Source organism: Haladaptatus sp. ZSTT2, from assembly GCF_037081775.1.
Lineage (GTDB): Archaea > Halobacteriota > Halobacteria > Halobacteriales > Halococcaceae > QDMS2.
Window position 1 is genome coordinate 176272 of record NZ_JBAMHQ010000002.1, and the last position, 21668, is coordinate 197939.

The 21668-nt window shown below is 49.4% G+C and carries 17 protein-coding genes; 5 read left to right on the top strand and 12 right to left on the bottom strand.

Features of this window, described 5'->3' with window-relative positions:
- Nucleotides 1-105: 105 nt before the first annotated feature.
- The 5 genes from V5N13_RS15745 to V5N13_RS15765 all read right to left on the bottom strand — a co-directional run bounded on the left by V5N13_RS15745 (nt 106) and on the right by V5N13_RS15765 (nt 7517).
- Nucleotides 106-834, bottom strand: coding sequence for a hypothetical protein (locus tag V5N13_RS15745; RefSeq protein WP_336361576.1), 729 nt, complete (start codon nt 832-834; stop codon nt 106-108).
- Nucleotides 827-2239: a hypothetical protein gene (locus V5N13_RS15750; protein ID WP_336361577.1), complete on the bottom strand. Its 1413-nt coding sequence runs from the start codon at nt 2237-2239 to the stop codon at nt 827-829. The genes V5N13_RS15745 and V5N13_RS15750 overlap by 8 nt, the downstream gene beginning before the upstream one ends.
- Nucleotides 2236-5340, bottom strand: coding sequence for a hypothetical protein (locus V5N13_RS15755; protein ID WP_336361578.1), 3105 nt, complete (start codon nt 5338-5340; stop codon nt 2236-2238). Before V5N13_RS15755 ends, V5N13_RS15750 begins: the two co-directional genes overlap by 4 nt.
- A gap of 398 nt (nt 5341-5738) precedes the next feature.
- Nucleotides 5739-6101 carry a hypothetical protein gene (locus V5N13_RS15760; protein ID WP_336361579.1) on the bottom strand — a complete coding sequence of 121 codons (363 nt, stop codon included), beginning with the start codon at nt 6099-6101 and terminating at the stop codon, nt 5739-5741.
- A gap of 483 nt (nt 6102-6584) precedes the next feature.
- Nucleotides 6585-7517 carry a DNA adenine methylase gene (locus tag V5N13_RS15765; protein WP_336361580.1) on the bottom strand — a complete coding sequence of 311 codons (933 nt, stop codon included), beginning with the start codon at nt 7515-7517 and terminating at the stop codon, nt 6585-6587.
- 128 nt (nt 7518-7645) lie between these two features.
- Here V5N13_RS15765 and V5N13_RS15770 point away from each other — a divergent pair, with 128 nt between their 5' ends.
- Nucleotides 7646-8569: a DNA adenine methylase gene (locus V5N13_RS15770; RefSeq protein WP_336361581.1), complete on the top strand. Its 924-nt coding sequence runs from the start codon at nt 7646-7648 to the stop codon at nt 8567-8569.
- Between the two features lie 25 nt (nt 8570-8594).
- Here the strand turns inward: V5N13_RS15770 and V5N13_RS15775 are convergent, their stop codons facing one another.
- From V5N13_RS15775 to V5N13_RS15785, 3 genes are all read right to left on the bottom strand, one after another.
- Nucleotides 8595-11438, bottom strand: a complete 2844-nt coding sequence (locus V5N13_RS15775) for a UvrD-helicase domain-containing protein (protein WP_336361582.1) — start codon at nt 11436-11438, stop codon at nt 8595-8597.
- Nucleotides 11431-14004, bottom strand: a complete 2574-nt coding sequence (locus tag V5N13_RS15780) for a PD-(D/E)XK nuclease family protein (RefSeq protein WP_336361583.1) — start codon at nt 14002-14004, stop codon at nt 11431-11433. The genes V5N13_RS15775 and V5N13_RS15780 overlap by 8 nt, the downstream gene beginning before the upstream one ends.
- Nucleotides 14005-14151: 147 nt before the next feature.
- Nucleotides 14152-15066 carry a hypothetical protein gene (locus tag V5N13_RS15785; protein ID WP_336361584.1) on the bottom strand — a complete coding sequence of 305 codons (915 nt, stop codon included), beginning with the start codon at nt 15064-15066 and terminating at the stop codon, nt 14152-14154.
- A 454-nt stretch (nt 15067-15520) separates the two neighbouring features.
- Between V5N13_RS15785 and V5N13_RS15790 the strand changes: the two genes are divergently transcribed.
- A complete protein-coding gene (locus tag V5N13_RS15790) occupies nt 15521-15949 on the top strand; it encodes an SNF2-related protein (protein WP_336361585.1) in 429 nt (142 codons plus the stop codon).
- 79 nt (nt 15950-16028) lie between these two features.
- Here V5N13_RS15790 and V5N13_RS15795 read toward each other — a convergent pair whose 3' ends face one another.
- Nucleotides 16029-17216 carry a DUF7226 domain-containing protein gene (locus V5N13_RS15795; RefSeq protein ID WP_336361586.1) on the bottom strand — a complete coding sequence of 396 codons (1188 nt, stop codon included), beginning with the start codon at nt 17214-17216 and terminating at the stop codon, nt 16029-16031.
- Nucleotides 17217-17598: 382 nt separating this feature from the next.
- Here V5N13_RS15795 and V5N13_RS15800 point away from each other — a divergent pair, with 382 nt between their 5' ends.
- From V5N13_RS15800 to V5N13_RS15810, 3 genes are all read left to right on the top strand, one after another.
- Nucleotides 17599-18093 (top strand): hypothetical protein, encoded by a 495-nt coding sequence (locus V5N13_RS15800; RefSeq protein WP_336361587.1) that lies wholly within the window; start codon nt 17599-17601, stop codon nt 18091-18093.
- A gap of 136 nt (nt 18094-18229) precedes the next feature.
- Nucleotides 18230-18562 carry a hypothetical protein gene (locus V5N13_RS15805; protein ID WP_336361588.1) on the top strand — a complete coding sequence of 111 codons (333 nt, stop codon included), beginning with the start codon at nt 18230-18232 and terminating at the stop codon, nt 18560-18562.
- A gap of 82 nt (nt 18563-18644) precedes the next feature.
- Nucleotides 18645-19148 carry a hypothetical protein gene (locus tag V5N13_RS15810; protein WP_336361589.1) on the top strand — a complete coding sequence of 168 codons (504 nt, stop codon included), beginning with the start codon at nt 18645-18647 and terminating at the stop codon, nt 19146-19148.
- 262 nt (nt 19149-19410) lie between these two features.
- Here V5N13_RS15810 and V5N13_RS15815 read toward each other — a convergent pair whose 3' ends face one another.
- The 3 genes from V5N13_RS15815 to csa3 form a co-directional block, all read right to left on the bottom strand.
- Nucleotides 19411-19746, bottom strand: coding sequence for a hypothetical protein (locus tag V5N13_RS15815; RefSeq protein WP_336361590.1), 336 nt, complete (start codon nt 19744-19746; stop codon nt 19411-19413).
- 71 nt (nt 19747-19817) lie between these two features.
- Entirely contained in the window at nt 19818-20858 is a 1041-nt protein-coding gene (locus V5N13_RS15820; RefSeq protein WP_336361591.1) for a HEAT repeat domain-containing protein, read from the bottom strand.
- Nucleotides 20859-20969: 111 nt separating this feature from the next.
- Nucleotides 20970-21629 (bottom strand): CRISPR-associated CARF protein Csa3, encoded by a 660-nt coding sequence (csa3, locus tag V5N13_RS15825; protein ID WP_336361592.1) that lies wholly within the window; start codon nt 21627-21629, stop codon nt 20970-20972.
- Nucleotides 21630-21668: the final 39 nt, after the last annotated feature.

Consider the following 21668-nt stretch of genomic DNA (forward strand, 5'->3'; position numbering starts at 1 on the left):
CTCTCAGGACTATCCAACCTTTACTGTGAGAGAATTCCAGGTGTAGTGAACTTCCTCTCTGGAATTGGGTACCTGGTAAGCTTCGAATGACGGCTTGTTGATTGGTCATTGTTTTAGGGTCGGTGTCCAGGAGAGTTGGTGACTCCCCGGAATTTGATTGAATCTCACAGTTGTAGGATAAACTCGAAGTTCTTCTCGCGGAACCGGGCGACCATCGATAACGGCGAACATCGTTACAGATGGGCGTGCACGTTGCTCGATGACCCTTGCTACCTCTGTCGAGGATAAGCTTGCTTCATTCGACGAGATAATCGGAATTGACACGGCAAGGCTGAACCCAAAGGCTCGAGTCGTCAATTGCCACCAGATAACCTCGATGCCACAGTACGAGCTGATGCTCGTCAGTATCTTGGCACCCTTCATCCGCCGGGTCGCCCATGTATCAACTGCATCATAGAACGACTCCTCGGTTGCAATATATTCGCCAGTGACACTCGCGCTTGGAACGGCCAGAATCTGATACTGAATGTTTATTGTTACCGGATCACCTGTGAATTGCGTCTGTGTTGGCCAGGCGAGATGGTATCGGTGATTCTGGTCGTCTTTTCGTGATGCAAATTTTTGGACGTCGTCTTTCGCAGCATGATACCCCCCGATGCTTTCGAGCTCGAAGAGCACGGGGACGCAGTGGTGGCCACCCGCAATATCTGGACCAACCCATACGAGGGCGTCAGGGACGCCTTTTCGAGTATTGAAGCCACGTCGCTCCGTCTCGTGCTTGATTGCCGCATTTGCTAGTGTATCGCGCAGCGCGAGTGTCTCGGGCTTATACATTACCCAGTTTCCCCTCCTTCTGGAACGTGATGTCTCCCACAAGCTCTAGGAACTCGTCAGTGAGACCGTCAGATTGTAGTCTGCGTAGCGAAAGGGGTTCGCCCATCTCAAAGCGGAGCCATGTTTCGACAACTCCCACAGCGTCGTCCTCATAATCTCCACGAGCTGCTTGTAAGGTAGTGACCCATTCAGCAAACGCTTTCAGCTGGTCTAATGCACTGACAGGGTTGTCTGCTACACTACCCATATCGACAGGTTCGCTCTCGTGGAACGCAGGAGCTTCCGTCAGTTGCTCTGAGACCGTCTCGACGGCTTTCTTGTGCTGTGAGAGGCGTGCATAGGTTTGCTCAACCCACTCGTCGTAGGTATCGGCAAGTGTCGAAAGCTCTGCTCCTAACTGGTCGACAGTTCGCGTCTCGTCCACCGCTGTACCAACAAGGTATGCCTCGACTACATCACGGAACGGCAAACCATCCGTCGCAAGTACCAACGACTGCTGTTCTGATTCGGCAAGTAGCTCCTCGTTGAACGACTCGAGGGAGGGTGCCCCAGCAAGTGCAGAATGAGGAACAGAGATTCCTCCTAATTTTGACGCAACCGCTCCGATGGCCGATTCCAGCTCCGCGATCGACCCCTGGAAGGCACCTGCAAGCGATTCGCGAACAGCAGCAGCAGCATGAATGACGGTTGGTATAGACATTAGTTTCTGCTCGATGGTTTCGACGTGAAGCTGTACGGCGTCCGCCTCTGATGAGTTCGCGTTGAAGCCCTTATAGTAAGAATATGTTTCGCTGATCCCCGAAGCCGCCGCAGGTGCCCACTCGACATCGTCGAACGCACTCTCGAGCGCACACATGGTATCGTACCACTCGACCAACTCGCTCACCTGCGTGGACAACTGTTCGTATTCAAGTAATTTGCTGACCCGACTTGCTGAGGCCTCGTTTACATACTCTCGCGTGCACTCACGCACGATTTCAGGGCTATTTCGAAGCGATTCTTCGCAGGTACTGTAAGTCGCAGTGGCCTCTTGGAGTTGGTCTGCCTCCATGGTTTTCAGGTTCTTGTCGATGGTGTGACGGTTGTCTTTGGTCAACGACAGGCTCAGTGTGCCGCAGAGCTCATTAAGAGCTTGAGTGGCCGCTTCCCGAACGGGATCTGCAAGCGCAACTTCCAAACTCCCAACCATATGCTCGTAGTCCGTGAGTTTGGTTGCTGTCGCCGCTTCGACTTTGATCCCAAAGACGGCATTCATGAATGCATTACGAGGCTCGGCTTCGAGGGCCTCCCACTGCAGAATAACGTCCTCTAGACGATCTGCAAGAGCATCATATTCCTTTCCATCAGCATTTGCTTCGTCAGCATAGTCCTCGAGCGAGTCAAGCACTGGGTACTCAGTGTTCATTGCTCCACCTCCGGTGTGGTGACTCGAGCGATAAACGCGTCGAGCCCGTTTTTGAGGTCTGCTTTCTGTTCGGCTTTCGCATGGTGTTCTGTCATGAGGTTCTCCAAGTCGTCGAGGTAATTTTGTACGATACGGCGGTCACTTCGTGCCTTATCAGTGAGGGCCGGGATGACGCCTGTATCATCCGGAATTGCGATTCTATCGGTGCCTGCTGTACCTTCGAAATCGAGAACCGACTTCCCGAGCTCCTCAACGTCTTCGATGAGGTCGGCTTGTGTGTCGGTGTATTCACTCACGTCTGCGAAGGAACGGGCCGCCTTGTCGAGGTCGCTGTACGCTTCACGCAGGCCTCGAATGTCGGTGAAATCACCGTCTTTGATCAGCGCCGAGGGGAGTTTGTCGACTGCCTCGCCCATGACAGTGGCGTACCGCCGTGCGAAGATGAGATAGCCATACGCAGACACTCGGAAATCAGGATTGACGTCACACTGCATCGCAGCATTCTCAACTGCAGCGTGCATCTGACGTAGATTCTCCTCAATCCGATTGAGGTAGGCAGGCGTCAGCTCGACACCTGTTCCAACCTCAATACCGTCAGGGGGCGACAGATCTGCACTCAACTCATCGATTCTCTGAATCTGTTTTTCGACCGTTTTGCGGTCAGTTTCGAGACTTGTGGCGATTGCAGACAATTTCTCTTTTACGAACGAAGTGTCTCGAACTAAGGTAGCGGCGAGAGCTGCACGTAGCCAGGAAAACTCTTCTGTTGACTCGACCGAGGCAGACCGAATTATCGGAATCTCACCCTTCCCAGCGCGTGCATTGTCATCGTCTACTTTTACGAAGAGGGCCTCGGTGGAATCTGCGTAAGCATCGGCCACGGCAGCCATGAATTTGAGAACGTTTTGGACTGGTGGTGCAATGGAGCCGTCAGCACGGTAATGCAGCCCATGGAGTCGAGACAGTGCTTTTGAGAGGTCTCCTGAATTTTTGAACCCATTTCCAACGAGTTCCGTGTGCAAGAAATTCGATGTGCTGAATTCATCGAATTCAGTCTTCGCGTCCTCGATAGTCTTGGGGATTGTACTGTACTCCTGTGTTGTGTCGGGAAGCACCCCGAACGCGAACAGGAATGCGGTCATGAACCGTTGTTCGTGGAGTGGTGCGTTTGTCCACTCAGCGGTTGTGATGGCGTCTTGTTCCCAAATTAGCTGGTTGCCAGCTGGACCGGCGAACCGGCTGTGATAGTCCGTCCAGAGACCCTCAGCAGCTTCTTTTCCAACCCGGTCAGCTAGCTGTTCGTAGAGGCTGCGAAGGGTTGTTGCAATCTCGTGGTCACTTTCTGCTTCTATAAGCGCAGAAATCGCTTTATCGTCCAGAGTGCCAGAGTTTTGCCCTTTCTGCGTGGCGTAATCCTGAAGATGAACGACGAAATCCCATAAGCGCGCTGCGTCCTGGTGGCGTACACTGAGCACGTCGAAATCCGAGAGGGCTTTCGGAACGCCATCGAGGGTGACATCTACTTCTTCGGGCACGAACAGCACGTTTGGTGAGGCCAGATCTGGTTCATTTCGAAGAATGTCGAGTTCCGTTTCGAAGACGGCTTTTGTTGGGCAGAAGACGACGGTAACTCTGTTGTGTGATTCAACGCGAAGCCCGCGCCCCATCGACTCATAAAGGGAGTCTGTATCGGTGGTGGTGAGCCGACGTGGGTTCAACGCCAACGGTGGGAATGCGTTAGTGACGATGCGAGGAGCCGTTACCTCCACGTCCGTTTCGATAATATCATCCTCATCGAGCTTGTGCAGGGCGCTCACGTACGCGCTTGACAGCTTGCTCTTGGCTACTTCGAGCGTTTCGAAGACGATGGTGCGTTCCTTGGAGTGTGGCTCGAAAGAGGCCAAGATGTTCTGGGCAATTTCGAGGAAGGCAATGGCCTCTTCCTGGTCGTGTAACCACGAGTACGGGAGATGTCCGTTGCTATCTGCTAGAGCGTGAACTGCCCGTCGGAGACACACTTGTATCTTCACATGGGCTTCTGGGTTGCTCGACGCCAATGGCTCGAGATCCTGGAGGCGCTCATGCAGAAGCGTCACCATCCGTTTAGCAGGGATTGCCGTGTCATCTGCGATGACCCAGTCTGGGTAGCCATTCGGTAGAAATGCCACCGAGCGAATGGACGCATCATAGGCTTCTACGTTTTCAGTCCATACAGGGCGGACAAGGTCTACCTCAGCGATTGGGTCTTGGGCCAACCGCTCGAGCCACTCCGTGGGTGCATTCGCCTCATCGCCGTCGAGTTCTGTGATGAGTTTGTGAACCCAAGCTGGACGACCGCGGCTTGCCCACCAAATGAACGATGCAAGCGATTCGTCGTGGCTTGCTTTTCGAAGGAGGTTACGAACGTCCTCAACAGTTACTGGTGGAATTTCGATGTCCACCTGGCGGCCTCGGTCTGCATCTCCTTGCACTTGGAATTCGTATGCGGACAGTTGACCGAAACTCCAGAAGCAGAGGACGTCGGTGAGGCTGTCGTTGATGACGCGGAGTGAGTTTTCATCCTCGACGCCGACTGCTTTTCGGAGGCGCTGGAAATGCTGTTCGACTTCGTCAATGATGAGGACCCAGCGGTCCATGTCCACGACAGAGACTTCGGTTGGAACATTCTCATTCAGCCATGCTTCGAGCTCTTTCTGTGGAACGTCCGGGACCCATGAGAGAGTGTCAAAGTCCCGGCGTACCATTGCTTCTAACTGAATTTGGCCCTCTTTTTCGAGCCAGATTGGCAGTGAGTCTTCCTCATCGGCGTCGAATTGGTCGAGCATTTGCCCAGGGTGTGCAATGAAGACTGCAGGAACCCCTTTTTCCCACGCGTGGTTGTATGTCTCATAGAGAAACTGAGATTTTCCGACCCGGTATGGCCCATAAACCATGTAGAGTGGGTACCCACCTTGACCTTCCTCTGCTGCGAATATCTTGATGGCATTCGTCATCGCCTCTAACCGCTGTTCGTGTTCATCCGTGAGCGCAAGGAACGGTCGCCCTAGCGTTGGGAGCAGCCCAAATTCGACGGCGTCGGCAGGGATATCGTCGTCAGTCATGTGTCTGTACCTCGTCCATTGAAGGAGAGTAGGTATCCGCCGCCAAGTTCTGGATTAGTTGTTGCATAGTATGCGTGCATTCGGAGTATGCCCTGAGCAACCCAAACCATAGATGGTTCTAATCGGCCCAAATACGCAGTTTTGGGCCGTGTCGAGGGCAAACCTCCTTACAGTAATCATCAACTCTGGGGGTTAAAAGTCTATGTATTGGTGGGTCTGTTCGGCATCGACCGAATTGAAAGTTTGGTTAGATTCGTGCATAGGGGGCGCTGAAGCACCGAATTCGGGCGTTTCAGGATTTTTGCATACAATATATGCACATAGTTTCCCCACTCATTCCATATTGGGATGGAAATGCTTATATTGCCCCAACCTTATCTTATAAGGTCTAATATTCTCTACTCTGGGAGATCCGAAACAGATTTTCTAATCTCGCCCAACATCGAGCCGGATTCAGCGGCTTCGTCTCTTTGCTTCGATGTAACACCAAGTCGGTCGGCCAATTCTTTTTGCAGAATCGGATCATTCAGGTCGGCTAACCGCACTAATTCAGATTTCGAGAGTGTCACTTCTGTTTCCTCTGACGCTGAAAGCGTTGCGATACCAAGCACCGCAGCGAAGCGGACCATCTCATTAGTCGCAAAGTGAGAATCTAATATTTGGTCTACCGCATTGCTTTTACTCGTGAATTTATTCGTTAAGACAGCCCCCTCCAATAGGCGATTCAGATCTTCGGGTATCGCTGCTGACGTTCTAGGCATCTTCTGGCCTCAGTAAATCACGGTGTTCTAATTCGTCACGCATTTCCCCTGGCATACAGTTCGCCAACCTTGCTGCACGAATAAGGTCAACATCGTCCTCATTACCTGCTTGCTTAGCAGTGTACATTTGTATCGCACTCTCCATTGCCACATCTGAGTGTGAATCAAAGTATTCCCGAAGTGCAGTGCGAATCACGTCACCCGTGTTTGTGTACACTCCTGCCTCTACTGCTCCGTCAAGATACAATTGGACATCTTCAGAGAGGGAAGCACTCACTCGTGGATTCGACATGTATGCAATTCTATGGACTGCATCATTGATATGCATTCGTGAGTGGCCATGCCCCCATCCTCACAGTGTACCACCACTCTTCTGACAGCAGCGTCACCCACTGCCCGACTGACTGAAGAATTTCAGCACCCACCTAAAAAACACTGACTGGGCCTATTTCTCGGAAGAGGTTGTCTCAAAGGCAGAAAGCATTATCGAGCCAATGATGGCGAAAGTTGAGCTTCAATCTCAGGAACGTTCGTGGCGAGAATCTCATCTACTTCCCCCCGGTTCTCGCCATCAGAATTGATGTATCGCTTTGCACCTTCGATTGTGACAGTGAACCCTTCATCTTCGTAGTGCGGAGCCATCACTCCACTATTGCTCAGAATAACATAGGCATCCATCTCATGGAGTTCACGTGCAACGGAGAGCAGCGTCGCTTGGTCACGTTGGCCAAAGCCCTCCTTTGAATACTCCGTAAATTCTGCGGTCGTGCTCATTGGTGTGTACGGAGGGTCAAAGTACACGAGATCACCCGCTGTGGCTTCATCCAAGACATATTCAAAACTCTCATCAAAAATTTCGACAGTGGATTCCTGAAGTACTCTACTTGCTTCTCTTACCAAATCGGCTCGCTCCCAATTTGGTTCGGAATACCTTCCAACTGGGACATTAAACTCACCGTCCCGATTTTCGCGATAAAGGCCATTGAAACAGGTTCGATTGAGGTACAACAGTATGGCAGCCTCCTCAATTTCATCGAAAGGTTCCTCATCTGGTGGGTTATTGAACAGCCGGCGTTGTTGATAGTAGTACCAATTTGCATCCCGCTTTTCTTCGACTTCCTCTGCGAACGGTCGCTCGGGGTCAGGGGATTTATGTGGGTCTCTGAATTTAGACGCGCGTTTGAGGACCTTCTCGGGATTATCACGAATTTGTCGATAGAAATTCATCAATCGAGAATTTGTATCATTGATGGTTGCTGCTGTAGGTTCTAAGTCGAAAAAGAGGGCTCCACCTCCGAAAAAGGGCTCATGATACGTGGTAGTCGCAGAAGAACTATCCTCCTCAGGGAAGTGAGCGTAGATCTCATCGAGGAGGCGTCGTTTTCCACCAGCCCATTTGAGTACGGGGTCGACCATCGTACTGGTGTACTCTGCTCGTCTTCGGTTAAAAGAATAGCCTTTCTTGTGAAGAGAACCGTCTATGAAATTGAACATATTACGCAGAAAAGTTTACCTCCGGCCACGAACCGATATACGGATAGACAATGGCGGAGCCAATTTTGAAATGGGCGGGAGGCAAACGCCAACTGATTGACGAACTCTATGCGCGATTTCCGAATGATTACAACAAAAAGAACAATGCCTATCACGAGCCATTTTTCGGCGGAGGGGCACTTTTTTTCGCTCATAGACCGCGCCGTGGCACAATAAACGATTATAACGGGAGTCTTGTGAACTTCTATCGACAAGTTCGCAATAATCCCCAACGGTTGATTCAGCGATGTAAGGATTTCAAGCGTCCGACCTATGATCAACTCGACGGTGAATTTCGTGATGAGAAGAATTACTTTTACCAGCAGCGGGCTCGGTTTAATTGGCTGCAACAACAGGAGACTCGAAACACGCTTGAAGAGGCGGCGTTACTTCTGTATCTCAATCGAACCTGCTTCAATGGGATGTATCGAGAAAACGAAAAAGGAGAGTTCAATGTCCCGATTGGCGATATATCGAATCCAGACTGGGTACGAGCGGAACAAATTCGAAGTGCCAGTACAGTATTAAACCAATTACCAGATTCAGCCATTCATAATGAAGACTTCTCATATGTTCTCGATGAAGTAGTTGAGGGGGACCTCGTGTATTTTGACCCTCCATATGCACCGGTGAGTGATACTGCATACTTCACAACCTACAGCGGGGGTCAATTTGGAGAAGATGAACAAGAACGCGTAATTGAGGTTGCAGAGCAACTGCACAATAATGGCGTACACGTCATTCTCAGCAATAGTGAGGCGATGAAGGAAAAATACGAGGAAATCGAAGGATTCCATGTTGAGATTGTAAAGGCCACCCGCTCGGTCAACAGCGATGGCGAAAATCGTGGTGAGGTCAACGAGGTGGTTGCGACGAACAACCCTAGTGAAAAACGTGGGAACTACCTTCACGCATCATGGGATCGGTACAGATAATTTCAAAACAAAATCGGTGACGAGGTTACAGTGTGTTCGCGGCGAGTGCTTCTATCTCTGATTTCGAGAGTGGGTCGATTGACACCTCAGTACCGAGTTCTGTGTAGAAGATAGTTGGTGTAATCTCTTTTTCAGGATAGACATCACTGATGACGTGATAGTAGATACTCAATTGTTTTCTATACTCATTTTCTGCGTGTCGCCCACGGTCTGTTTTGTAATCGATAATATCCACACAATCCTGCTGGATGTGGAGTAAATCTACAGTCCCTGTGATCGTTACTCTTGTTCCATTGACGTGAACAGGTAAGAAGACGGGTTTCTCGACGACAAGCTCACCCGTTAGTGAATAGAGGAATGATTTGACATGTTCTTCATCAGAGTTCGTGGGGATTGCGTTGCCGTGTTTCACTAAGGTTTCTGCAAAGTCGTGTACCTGTGTCCCAAACTCTGGACCCATCCCGTTGCTACCACCCTTCACCATAGCCATTAAATCATGAGCGGACTTTCTGACCGGCCGAGATGTTTCTGGAATGGTCACTGAAAGTGGTTCGAATGCTTCTTCCGGTGGCTCCATTGGTGATGGCGTTCCAGTTATCTCTACAGGGTCAACCGGCAAATTCTCGAAGAAGGGGCTTGGATTTTTGCTGGCTGAGAATATTAGATGGAACTTTGCGCGGGTCATTGCCACGTACATCAACCGGCGCTCTTCGTCATAATCCGTTTGTAAGCACCCATTGAGGATGTCGTACCGCCAGTTCCCGTAGACATGCGGTGAGCCATGTACTCTGGATGCAATTTTTGATTGGCGAATCCCAATTGGTTCAGCAAATCGAATCGAATCCGAACCTCCACCGCTAGGGGGGAACGATGATTGATTGATATTTGCAAGTATCACAATAGGGTGTTCAAGGCCTTTCGCAGCGTGTATCGTTTGGACGGTTACACTATTTCCACCAGGGTCATCATCGACCTCTTGCGTACTTGCTTCTCCATGGCTTTGTTCGATGAAGTGTATGATTTCACCTCGATTGAGGTACGTGCTCGAATTGATCGACTCCAAGACGCTGATCAACGTATCGCTGTAGGCATCTGAAAGGCCGTATTTCGTGAATACACGACGGCAGAGCCCGCCAATCGACTCGGTCTCCAACAAGTCCTCTCGAAATTCGATCATCACATCAGGATACGATTCGGTATCGAGGATATGGCGAATTTCATCGAGGTTATAGCCTGTTTGTTCGAGGACAACCGCCCATCCCCGCCTCGAGTTTGGGCTTTCGAGAATGCGTAACCAGGCTAAGAGTAGCAGGGCATGGTCGGTATCGAATAATTCGAGACCACCCTCATACGCAACTGGAATATTATAGTCTGTGGCCGTGTGCTGGAGTTGTCTTCCGAAGCGACGAATTCGAGTTAGAACAGCGATGTCCTGGTATGTTGGGGACCTCCACTCTCCTTCGTCTTTCACTGCATACGCCGGGTTTCCAACGATCGACTGAATTTTCTCGAGTACCCCCTCCAACTCATCACTACAAGTGACCGCCTCAATTGACGATTCATCCCATGAAAGATTTGTCTCTAGTGATGTGATTTTTGCCTGAATTCCGGCCACACCAATATCCTCATCGCTCGATGCTGGAAGAGTAAGGGCGTGTTCAGAGAAATCAAGGATAGATTGTGATGACCGATAATTTTGATTCAATGGGATCGTATTGATAGGCGTGACTGGGAAAGAGATGCGCTCAGCATCACTGTTAAGTTCCTCTTTGTACTGAGTCAACCTGGATTCAAACTCCTGGATGTTTTCGACAGCGGCATACTGGAACCCGTAAATGCTCTGTTTCCAATCTCCAACTACACAGAAATTGTCCCGGTTGGCAAAGAGCAACGACAGCTTGAATTGAATCTCGTTGGTGTCTTGAAACTCGTCTATCATCACGTACTCATGTTGGAGATCCTCCCGGAGGGTGTGATCCTCACAGAGTAGTGAATATGTGAACATCAAAAGCATCCAGAAAGTGAGATAATTCTGGCTGAGAGCGTATTCGATGTATTGGAAGTAGACATCGTGAACGAACTGCTTGAGTGCTTTGCGGTCCTCAAAAAATGCTTGTTCTGCCAATTCTGCGTCGATTTGTTTGTCCCCCCAATCTCCTCGAACCTGGGATTCTGCTGGTGCGTCTGATAAATAGCAATTTTTTCCCCAACCGCTGAGCTTGGCTCGAAGATCGGATTGTGTCGGCCCTGACGCACCTTGGTTTGGCTCGTTCGCAGCTATAAACAGCTCCTGGAAAGCATCAAAATCCCCATCCAAATACTCCTCTCCATGTCGGTACCAGCCCTCACGTTCTGGATAGATTCCTTTCGCTGCGAGCGAACCAATCAGGTCTAACAGCGAAAGAGGAGAGTTGAGCACTTGCAACTGTTCGTGGTATTCTGGATGACTGTCGGCGAATTGCTGTATGAATTCGCGGAAGCGATTCTTCTCGAGCACACTTTCTTCGATAAGTTGTGTAGAACTCGTAATATGGTCCTCAATTCCCAGTGTATTCGGAGCATTGAATCCATGTGCTAGCAACAGCTGATGACAGTGGGCGTGAAATGTGCTAATCGGGGCGTCTCGGAGCGCAGCCATACTATAGTCGCAGTTGTTGACAATGCGTTCTCTCATCTCAGCGGCTGCGTTGTTTGTAAACGTGAACAATAGCACGTCAGCGGGTTCGACCTTATCTTGTGATAGAATATTCGCGTACCGATGTGTAATTGCGAATGTTTTACCAGTTCCTGCGCCTGCGTCGACGAGATGGATACCGTCAGTCGCATCTATCAGTTCTTGCTGTCGTGGATTTGGCGATATTTCACTCATTGGTTAGGATCATATCTGGGTTGTTCAAGCGGTCTGGATTTGGGTCACAGACCGGGAATCGGCTTTCGCGGTACTCCTCGAGAGATGACAGTTGGGTTTGCAAAAACGATTCAAAGGCATCTAAGTCGGGTTTGAAAAGTGTTTGTGACTTGATATCAGACAGTTTTTTCAGCGCTGAGTTGCAGCCCTTTTCGACGTACTTGTACTCCCCGGCGCGTGCTTGTGAGAATGCTATGAATTCCGCTGCAAATGAGGTTTCGAGAAGATCATCTTTACTATCTACGTCAGGGAACTGGCGTGAGGAAAAGAATTGCTGAAAATCTCCATAACCGAGTTTCTCAAGCGTTTTTCGCCGGTCATTGGTTTCACTCACTCCTGAAACAAGGCTCGAGTACGCTTCGTCCTTCGAAACAAATTCTGAGAATGAAACCGGATAATACGGGACATCTACCAGTATGTCGTCAATCGATACGGTCCCTCGGACAGCATCATCGAGGGTGCCGAGGAAAAAGAGGAATGAGAAGGAGAGTTCCTCATCAGGGAAATGCTGGCGGTGATTGGCTAGATATAATGCCACCTGGAAGTTTGGCGTGTCGCTTATTTCATCAACGCGCGCGTTTTTCAGAATAGAAGAGAGGGTCTTTGACTTGCCGCTTTTATAATCGAGAAGACACTGGGGTTCAGCGAGTAAATCGACGATCCCATGGACACCTAAACTAGCGTTTTCAAACCACTGTTCTGTGATCGTTGAGGTGATCTCAACATCATATTTTGTGGCGAACTGATTATCGTTGAAGCGTTTTATATACCCGGGATACTCAACTTGCGTGGGCGGATTTTCATTGAGATAGTCGATTATGATTTGCGTTCCATGCTCGATTTCGGTTTCCATCAAGGGTAACCGATATTCGTCGATGAACAACCTCATTTCCTCCAGAATGTGGCTGCGGATTTCGCAGAGATTGTTTTCTGCTAACGATGGATGATTTACATAGAACTCAGCAAACTCATGGAATAGATTGCCTTTTTGGAAATAGGAATATTGAGGACCATCGACAAGTTGTGTGAATAAATAATCCCGCGGGCAGTTGACGAACGTATTAAGCTTTGATTGGCTAATCGAGTCTATTGATTTTCGTTCGATGTCTTCTTCGAGGGGTTGGTACTCAAACCCAGTCGAGTCTTCAGATTTCGGTCTTGCCCGGACTGTGTGTGGTCGATCGCTAAATGATTCGAATGGTTCATCGGCAAATTCTTGGAAGTAGAGACATGGCGTCACTTCCTCTCCCGCACGTGTATCTTGGACAAGGAAATGTTGCTCAATTCCGTTTTGAATGAGCAGTTGGAATTTCTCGATGTTTTCAGCGGCTTTATTTGGGCGTGAAACCCAGGGCTTTTTTGGGATAGTGTGTTGCCACCCTTGGCCCAATCCAATATAAAAAACAACTGGGCGATCGACATACGCCGCAGCTGTGGCCGAGACTAAAAGAACTCCCTCTCCGCCTTCTTCCGTAGGGACTTCGAAACTTTGGAGGTAATACTGAAGATTGTTTATTGCAGTTTGTGTGACTTGCGCTTTGAGCAGGTCGAGATGTTGGAACTCCGCCCTAATTTTTGGGAGTCCCCGACCTAACCGGTCTTCTACAGTACTCACGGCGGTTTCGAAAGTCCCCTCGGGTAGCGATTCGACGAATTTTTGGAATTCGTTTACTGCCGTGTGGTCAAACGTTTGAACTCGCTTTTCGTCATGAGTAGCTTCGATTTCAAAGCCAAGTACCGTTGCAATTGGTCGGATATCAGCGACTCTAAGGCCGGATCTTGAAAAACCAAATCTCAATAGACGAAGGAATGTTCGCACAGATTGCTCATCGATGAACCCGGGACCTCCATAATAAGGGATGTCGTGTGCATCAAACGCGGATTCAATAAGCGTGGAGTACGGACTGCTCCGGTCAACGACGACTGCAAACTCTTCTGCTTCGTCTGGTGCGATGTTTTCGATGAGCGTATCCACAATCGCCGTTGCTGATGGAAAGACCTCGAATTCAGGGAGTGGAATCATTTCTTCAGAGAAAGGAGAGATGGTGTCGTACTCTGCTGGCAGAATACCCTTGTCAAGTTCTGTCAAAAATTGCTTCCCTATTACTACGACATCAAGACTGTCCGGCAGTGTAAACTCATGCAGATCTCGGTAGCTACTATCGGTAGAGCTGACTTCATCAACGACGACTTTTGTGGGGTGATTGCTAAATTGCGATTCCTCAGAGATTGATTCAGGATCTCCAGTCTCCTCCCAACTGTGAAGCACTTGTTCAAGGAGGTAGCTGGATTGTTTCCATGAGAGGTTTGTGTGTTCAAGAAGGTGGAAAAAGAGGTTTCGTCTATCTTCAGGAATTAGCTCACCTGATGCATGGCTTCGGGGCGTCGCAGCAAGTCGACCCACACGTGTATGGTCGAGACGTCTGTCTAAGGCGAGAGTAAGCGCTGCTTCTGTCGAAAGGACGAGGTCATAATCACGTATTTCCTCGTAAAGTCGGTCGATTGATTTTGCACGCCTGACTGGCACATGCTCACATTTGGAGAGATATGTAACAAACGTTTGGGTATCAGATTTTTAATAATTGAAGGTGAGTTGAAAGTCAAAATATCAAGCTCAGACCCGTGGCCCAGAGTTAAGATAGTACAGTCTTACCGTCAAAACCCGGATGGCAATTCACCAGCCGCTTTCAGAACGTGAACTTGAATAGTAGTACGTGGGGTCATCGACAACGGGTTTTGGGACAAGCCCGTCATCGAAATCGCTGAGATGTCCAATATAGATTGGAAGCAATCCATCAGGTTCAGCCTGGGAAGCTGTATGAGTGAGACGACGAAGCACGAGGCGTTGTTGAAGCGGTGAGGCTGAACGGTCCCAATCTCCCAGTAGACGGCCAACTTCAGCTTGCTTTTGAGGAGTGGCATTGGTAGCAGAGAAATTACACCACACGTGCCCATTCTCTGTTAGATAAATACGCCCACCAGAGGGTCGGTATTCGAGGCACTTTTCGATGAGTTCTGTATGCTCAAATGCAGACTCAAATACGAATTTATTCGGGAACCGACCCCATTTCCAGGATAATGACCCTTCTGGACTAACAGTCCACGTTTCCCCGTGTTTGAAAGGAAGCCGATCCCAGATTCCGATCTCCCCTTCGTGAATACTTATATGGTTTGTCGATACTTCCGCAAAGTCGATTGTGCCCTTCAATTTTCCAACATACACTGAGATGTATCCGTTTGCAAATTGAGCATGATGCGCGTGAATATACTGGTCTGCATGAATTTTCGTAAGGATTTCACCAGCAGCAGTAATGCGAATTCTACCTGTCCCAGCCCCGTTTGACTTCCCTAACGTTCGTAGAGATTGGACGAGCCCCTCTGGTGGAGAAGTCGAGAACTGAATTTCATTACAGTGGCTCCACTGGAGCAAATGCCCCTTGTTTGCACCAGTGGTGACAATACTATACTGTGACCCACGATACGTTGAGGGCCACGGCATTCCAGGATCGATATGAACCTCCTTGTTCCCGGAAATCGGTACAATTGTGGGTTCAAAGAGGAGCTTAGGGACGGAAGTGGTCATGGCCATCTTCAAAGCCCCCAGATTGATTCTTTGCTTTCTAGTGATTTACCTGCGAGCAATCCAATGCTCGCGATATGCGACCCGATGGGGGCCCAGAATATTGGTGATTCCCCATCTAAACTTTTCACCTGCCTTCGTCCATTGATTAGTGAATTTCCCTTCATTTCACACCCCAACCCTGATACAATTTGTTAGATTAAATACATTCTGTGAGAGTGTATATCTTTGTCCTACCTGCCTCTATTCACTCTGTCCACTGCAAATCTCACAGTGGTGAAACGGGCATCTTATTGAATGCGACAATATGTCATGAAATTTTCAAGCCATACAGATAAATTTTATCGTATTTTTCCTCATAATACGAGAGACTGCGGAATTCTCATAGTATGATAGGAATAATCACATCATAGCAACTTGGAACAACTGTTAAGTTGACTGGTATAATGACTGAATTATCGGAATGTCACCACGGGAACGATTGGAGGGTGGCCCATCGATCAACTGGTCAATTGATGAACCTCCCTCGCTCGAAGAACATCGAATAGATGGCGATGAGAGGGCTCCCACCCACTTTCAGGCATTGCTTGGACATCGACTTGCTATCGAACAAGGGCAACAAGAACTGATAGCACTCGAGGAGATTCAAGACAGGATCAAACTCTTAGAGCATCAGCTCTCTGCCGCCCATCAATCGATCAATGGGATGGGGACAGGTACCTTGTTTGCCGACGAAGTGGGGTTAGGGAAAACAATAGAGATTGGGATGGTGCTCAAGGAAATGGACCTGCGGGATACACACGAGTCATTTCTTGTGCTCACCCCTGCTCAGCTCGTTCGACGATGGGCTGGTCCCACAGCCCGTGGTGAACGATTCAGGCTATTACGTTGAAGTTGGTCAGTATGAAAATGTGTGGGAGTGAGGGATAGATGAGAATTACAACTCTTGTGAAGTGATTTCTACAACTTGATTACTTATCTGTCGTGCGGTTTATTGATGACAGGATATCAGTGAGAATGCCACCATCAGCTGTTGGTTCTTCGTTTTTAGAAGTGGGTGGAACGACTTCGTCGATGGTCAATTGAGTGGTCGGCCTGGAATCAGCCCATTCATCGCTTTGCGAAGATTCTTGTTCGCCGCAGTACTGGATCCGCTGAGAATCTCCCCGACCTGAAACTGAAATTTCGGGGAGACGGTCCAGCCACTTTATCAAAGTCCGGGTTCGGCGTGGGACCGTTGTTCCACTCAGCTCAGTCTCTACTCGCAGTAATTCAATCACCTTCTCGCGTGTGACTGATCGTTCTGCTCGGACAACTCTGAGTATACGTCGAAGTACCTCCATCTGCCGTATCTGATGGGCGAGCAACTGGCGAGCGTTTTCCTCTTCTCCTGTATTGAGATAATTAAGATAGGTATGTCCAATACGTGTGAGCCCCCATCGAGAAGCACCTCGTTCTTTGTGTACAAGTCCGAGAAGCCATCCTGCATTTCCGTAATAATCTGCTTGGCGAGGGTCAAATGTATCCTCAGCGAGTTCCGTAACTGCCTCCGCAATCTCGGATTTAAGATGATTGCCAGCATCTATTGCTAGAAGCACTTTGTGGAGGCTTTCGAGTGAATCAGCCTGTGGAATCTCTATGCTTGGAATGGTCGTTTCTCGTTCGGGCTCCTGGAACAATTCCCAAAAGTCGGAATCAGGGATCACAGTATCACCACGCTTTATCACTCCAATTTCATGCTCAAGGAGGAGCTTTGCAAGATCGTCTCCAGCTATAAGACTGAACCCATTTTTTGTCGCAATTTCTTGTGCGCTTGGTGTAATAGAACCGGTCGTGATAAGGAGAGCTGATTCAAGGTTTCGCTGGGAAATACATTCGCGTACACTCTTAATTGTGTCTGAAGATAGTGCCTCACTTGGAGCGATATGCTCTAAAAATACGCCATAAGAGATTGAAATAAATGGATGTGGGGTTTTTACTTTGATATCACAACTACAATTATCACTTTCGGATAGAAAACTGACAATGGCACCATGGTCTAACTCCTCTATTAGGTAAATAGCGAGTTGATCAAACTGTTGAGGGGTGAGACATACCGCAGCCGCTCTCAATTCCGCAATAGCTCGATCTCGATCAGCATTTGATCGAAAGTTTGGCATACGTTCTATTTTTATTCACAGACTGATAGTTCCATTGGATGGTTCAATTTGGACATGATTTTGGTAACTCCTTCGTGGCCTTTGCCCTGCTATTGGAAGTGTTGTTATTGGTCCGAAAGTGGTGTAATTATTGTAGGGCTTGGTATCGTTCGAGTATCTTCAAATGTCGTTCGATGAGCGCTTCCAACTTCTCACTTTGACACTCGACGACGACCTGTTCTGACTCCCAGTGGCCACTCTGCTTGCCATTCCACACCCCAAATACCGTCATCCCAGGCAGTTTGATCACACCAAAAATGACTGATAGCACGTAGAGTGTGTTTTCGAACGCTTGCCACGACCCAACGGTTGTTTCAGGTAAGTCGTATGGGAAGGCCACGTGATGGGCGAGCAGATCGGCGTCTCGTGCTCGCTCTATGAATCCGGTATCGTTACTGAAGAGCATCACTCGCTTTCGGTTCGAAACGTCGTAGTCGCTGTAGGCCTCGATAATGCTTCCATCTCCGCGGTCACAATCGAGGGTGTCCGTATACCTGTGGTCACGGATTCGTCTGAATTCGTTGAGCCCCAGCGTCCCCTGCCGATTCGGGCCAGCCAGCTGGTTTGCGAGCCGCTCGAACTCCGGCCCAAATGCGTCTACGAGTGGTCCAACGCCATCGTGTTTACAATACATCTCGAGTTCGTCCTGTACACCGCTCGCGAGGACGAACCCGTTGATTGGTGGTCGGCCCTTCTGTCTAAATGCAGCCTTTTCAGGGTCGATTTTGAGCGTTTCTACGGCACGCCACGGGAACAGATTCGTGTCGATGCCATGGCAATTTTCAGTTCATCGGAGTCAGACCCACCTCACCATCACACAGGCACGTGGATCATCTGAAGCGTTCGACCCAGTGGTAAAGCGATTCTTGATACACCCACATTCGATTGCAGACGAACCTGCACTCTTCAACCATTCGGTAATACGGAGGGTTTGGTCGGAATCACCAGAACGTCCAGAAATACGATCCCACCGCATGGAGGGCCAGCCAGTTCTTTTCCTGTATCGCCCAGCGGGCGAGAATACGTGGCATATCATCCAACCCGGGTCGAACGATGGCTCCATTGAAGATACGGAGGTGTTCAGAGCGACTGCCTATCGGGGGATCGAGGTTCAAGGAACCTTCATACGCTCGGAAGCGAACGGTGAACTCAGGTTTGCTGAGGAGCGCCAGTATCGCGTCTTGAAATCAGTGCTGGATAATTGGGCGGAACTCTACGTTCTCGTGTGTCACGAAGTGAATGAAGAGTCTGTGGCGGCTGACCTATGGGAGGTAGAAAACGCCGTTGCCTACAACGTTTCCGCGTGAATTAGAAATTAGTGACGTATCCGATGTCACTACCAAAATATGATTGATTGACATTTATTATACACCCCGGCAAATGAGGTGTATGGACGAATCAACCAACCTGGTCAAAGAGATGGGAGAAAACTGGACGCCTCGATGCCCGAACTGTGGCGAATACCTTGACGAAGAAGGGTACGACCCTACGTTCGAGGACGGTCGTTTCACCAAGTACGACTGCTCGGCGTGCGGTGAAGTGACTTACGACGAAAGTATCGCGTCCCGTGCAGAACGCGTCGTCGCCGGGGAAGTGGAGCCTGAAGACGTGTTCCCGTGGTACGAAGCTCACGAGGAACGGGTGAGAGACGAGTTGGAGATGCTCGAACGCCCCGACCTATTCACCGTCGAGTTCGAACCAGGCATGTTTGCGTGCCAGCACGAGGGATGTGGTCTGACGAGAAAGGATTTCGGTGAGGGCGCGAGAATGTTCAACCTGAAGGATGGGCGGTACCTCTGTCCGAAGCACGGGAAAGCGGCGGTTGCAGAGGGAGCAGAGCGAAAATACCCGCTAACGGAAGCTGAGCGGGAGTGGAGTGACCAAAAGAAATAATATTTGCTATAATTGCGATGTGGCATGGCTATCCGAAAATCTATGTTATTGCCAGACGGTAGAGTTGGCGGCGATATTGGATTGACGGTTGGATTTCCTATATAGATGCCCACGATTATGACTGGTTCGATGCTTTCTATGAGACCCAACAGAAGGCGTAATTTGTGATTTCTTCGGACGTAATGAATTCGGATTTACTGTTTTCGCGAAACCAATAAACTGGAGGATTTTGGATGGAAAATGATTGCTTTAGTTTTTCGAATCAACTTTCGTCTTCAGTGATTGGACGCCATACTCCATTCTCATCGTGCGGCGCTTCGATGTCTGGAAGTACGTTCAATCCCTGCGTTACAGTTTTTTGCCACCACCAGTCTCGAAATTCCGGAACGAGACCCGTTAGCCGTGCGCTGAGGCCATTGTGGCCGAGTGGGTGGTTCTGTTCGGGTTCGAACGCTTGCAGTATCTCAGCTTTGGTTGCCCCATCGTGTGTGTGGATGTACTCTCTTGTGGCGAGCACAGCAGCCACACATTGGTCGTGAGGGGCGGGGAACTCGAGATCGTTCAGCGTGGTAGTGTCTCCTAACTCGTCGTCAATCATGTACTCTCATTGGTTATTGTGGTACCCAATTAGTTGGCTGCCTGGCGTGATGGCAATCGATGGCGAACCCTTCACTCCACCTGTTTGAGCGCCCATGTTGCACCCGCTCTGACTTCTGCACTTGAATCGTGCTCAACAACCGATTCAAGATGACTTCGCGCAGCGTTTGCTTTGAGATAGCCGAGTGCCCAACATGCGTTCGACCGAGTGTACTCGAACTCTTCACCGAGAACGCTAATCAACGGCCCAACAGCCGGACGCACAGCTTCTGGATGATGTTTCGCGAGCCGAGCCAGAACGGATGTTGCGTTGTATCGAACCTGCGGGTCATCGTCTTCAAGGAGTTGGATAAATCGAGGTGTTTCTCCGACAATCTCCTCGTGATGATTCTGGGAGATTTCACTAAGCAGTGCAGCGACGTTGTTCCGGACACGGTTGTTCTCATCATCAAGAAGCGCTGTGAGGTTCGGAATAATATCTCGCCCAACATTCGGGTACGAAGCTGCAACGGCACCGAGTGCTGCCGTCGCACCGATTGTTAGTTCATCGTCGTCACTGTTGATGAGATCACTGAACGTCGGAACGAGCGGTTTCACTTCTTCGGGATGGGTTCGCGCAACTCGAACCAGCGCGATGATGATATTTCGCTGAACTTGGCTGTCAGCAGTATCGAGGAGTACGGCGAGTTTCGGAACGGTTTCCGCCACCTGATCTGGACACTCAGACGCGATACGGGCAAGACACTTCACAGCCACGCCATTGGTGTCGTCGCCAAGATGAAGATCGAGATGGCGAGCAATCGATTGAGTAGCCGGTGCGACCGCACCCGGGTATGAATCAGCGAGTTCAGCCAGCACCTTGAGTACGGTTGTACGAACGATTACGGGCTCATCCTCTAACAGTATCTCCAACGTTGGGACTGCTTCAATGACATCCCACGGGTTGCTTGATGAGACGTCAGCGAGGAGTTGGAGGATGTCGACTCGGGCATCGACTGATGGACTTGACAGCACCTGTAAGGCGATTTCGAGATCGAACACTGACGGGTCAAACTTGAGATGGGTTCGCATATTTTCGACACGAGTTACATCTGGATGGGGGTCGTTAGACATTCACACCACCTCTGGTGAATCTCTGGGATAGATGCTCGCGAGTGTAATTTGTCAACTCAGACACACAGATATTACTACCTCTAGTAATATAAATATATATAAAAATGCATTTCAGTTATTAGAATTGGTGTTCTTTTTCCCCCGCAAATAGACTCGTCCGCTATCGGTGATCTCGATAGTTTTCTCTCTCCCTTCCTGCTTAGACTTCACAAACCCCTCGTTCTCTAAATTGTTGACGTGGCGTGCAATCGTACTCTTTGACTTGTCAAGCTCGTTGGCAATCCCACTGATAGAGAGCGGAGTGGGTAGATTGACGAGATCCACGAGAAGAATCTCTTCTGCAGGAGAGACATTTCCTCTAAGATTCAGGCGTGCAATCTGGCGTACACTTCCATCGATATCTCCGACTTGGAGGATTGTATCGACTTCGTTGTCATTACTGAACGTTGCGACTGTCAGGGGTAAGAGTAGTTCTCGTGCACCTCCACCTAAAATAACAATCAGTTCGCCCTCTGCGTCATTTATCAAATCTACACAATGGAGTGTTGTTTCAACAAAATCAGTATACGGTAGATACTCTGTTTCTAACTGGAGACTTGGTACTACTTGTGTCAGGACATCTCTGACGTCGGAAAAGGCGTCATGACCGCGGTCACTCCCATCTATCGGTTGAAGTAGAATGACTCGGTCGTTATCATCTAATCCCTGACTCAAGACAGGTTTGACAACCCGTCGACTGTCGAACCCGAGTGGGGCGAGGTAGGTGCGCATGCATCTTTAGACGGGACCACGAACCGTTACTGTTCCGGA

Bases quoted from the DNA above. Each gene is read 5' to 3' on its own strand.
- V5N13_RS15745 (WP_336361576.1), bottom strand. From the start codon at position 834: ATGTATAAGCCCGAGACACTCGCGCTGCGCGATACACTAGCAAATGCG.
- V5N13_RS15750 (WP_336361577.1), bottom strand. From the start codon at position 2,239: ATGAACACTGAGTACCCAGTGCTTGACTCGCTCGAGGACTATGCTGAC.
- V5N13_RS15755 (WP_336361578.1), bottom strand. From the start codon at position 5,340: ATGACTGACGACGATATCCCTGCCGACGCCGTCGAATTTGGGCTGCTC.
- V5N13_RS15760 (WP_336361579.1), bottom strand. From the start codon at position 6,101: ATGCCTAGAACGTCAGCAGCGATACCCGAAGATCTGAATCGCCTATTG.
- V5N13_RS15765 (WP_336361580.1), bottom strand. From the start codon at position 7,517: ATGGTCGACCCCGTACTCAAATGGGCTGGTGGAAAACGACGCCTCCTC.
- V5N13_RS15770 (WP_336361581.1), top strand. From the start codon at position 7,646: ATGGCGGAGCCAATTTTGAAATGGGCGGGAGGCAAACGCCAACTGATT.
- V5N13_RS15775 (WP_336361582.1), bottom strand. From the start codon at position 11,438: ATGAGTGAAATATCGCCAAATCCACGACAGCAAGAACTGATAGATGCG.
- V5N13_RS15785 (WP_336361584.1), bottom strand. From the start codon at position 15,066: ATGGCCATGACCACTTCCGTCCCTAAGCTCCTCTTTGAACCCACAATT.
- V5N13_RS15790 (WP_336361585.1), top strand. From the start codon at position 15,521: ATGTCACCACGGGAACGATTGGAGGGTGGCCCATCGATCAACTGGTCA.
- V5N13_RS15795 (WP_336361586.1), bottom strand. From the start codon at position 17,216: ATGCCAAACTTTCGATCAAATGCTGATCGAGATCGAGCTATTGCGGAA.
- V5N13_RS15800 (WP_336361587.1), top strand. From the start codon at position 17,599: ATGGGCGAGCAGATCGGCGTCTCGTGCTCGCTCTATGAATCCGGTATC.
- V5N13_RS15805 (WP_336361588.1), top strand. From the start codon at position 18,230: ATGGAGGGCCAGCCAGTTCTTTTCCTGTATCGCCCAGCGGGCGAGAAT.
- V5N13_RS15810 (WP_336361589.1), top strand. From the start codon at position 18,645: ATGGACGAATCAACCAACCTGGTCAAAGAGATGGGAGAAAACTGGACG.
- V5N13_RS15815 (WP_336361590.1), bottom strand. From the start codon at position 19,746: ATGATTGACGACGAGTTAGGAGACACTACCACGCTGAACGATCTCGAG.
- V5N13_RS15820 (WP_336361591.1), bottom strand. From the start codon at position 20,858: ATGTCTAACGACCCCCATCCAGATGTAACTCGTGTCGAAAATATGCGA.
- csa3 (WP_336361592.1), bottom strand. From the start codon at position 21,629: ATGCGCACCTACCTCGCCCCACTCGGGTTCGACAGTCGACGGGTTGTC.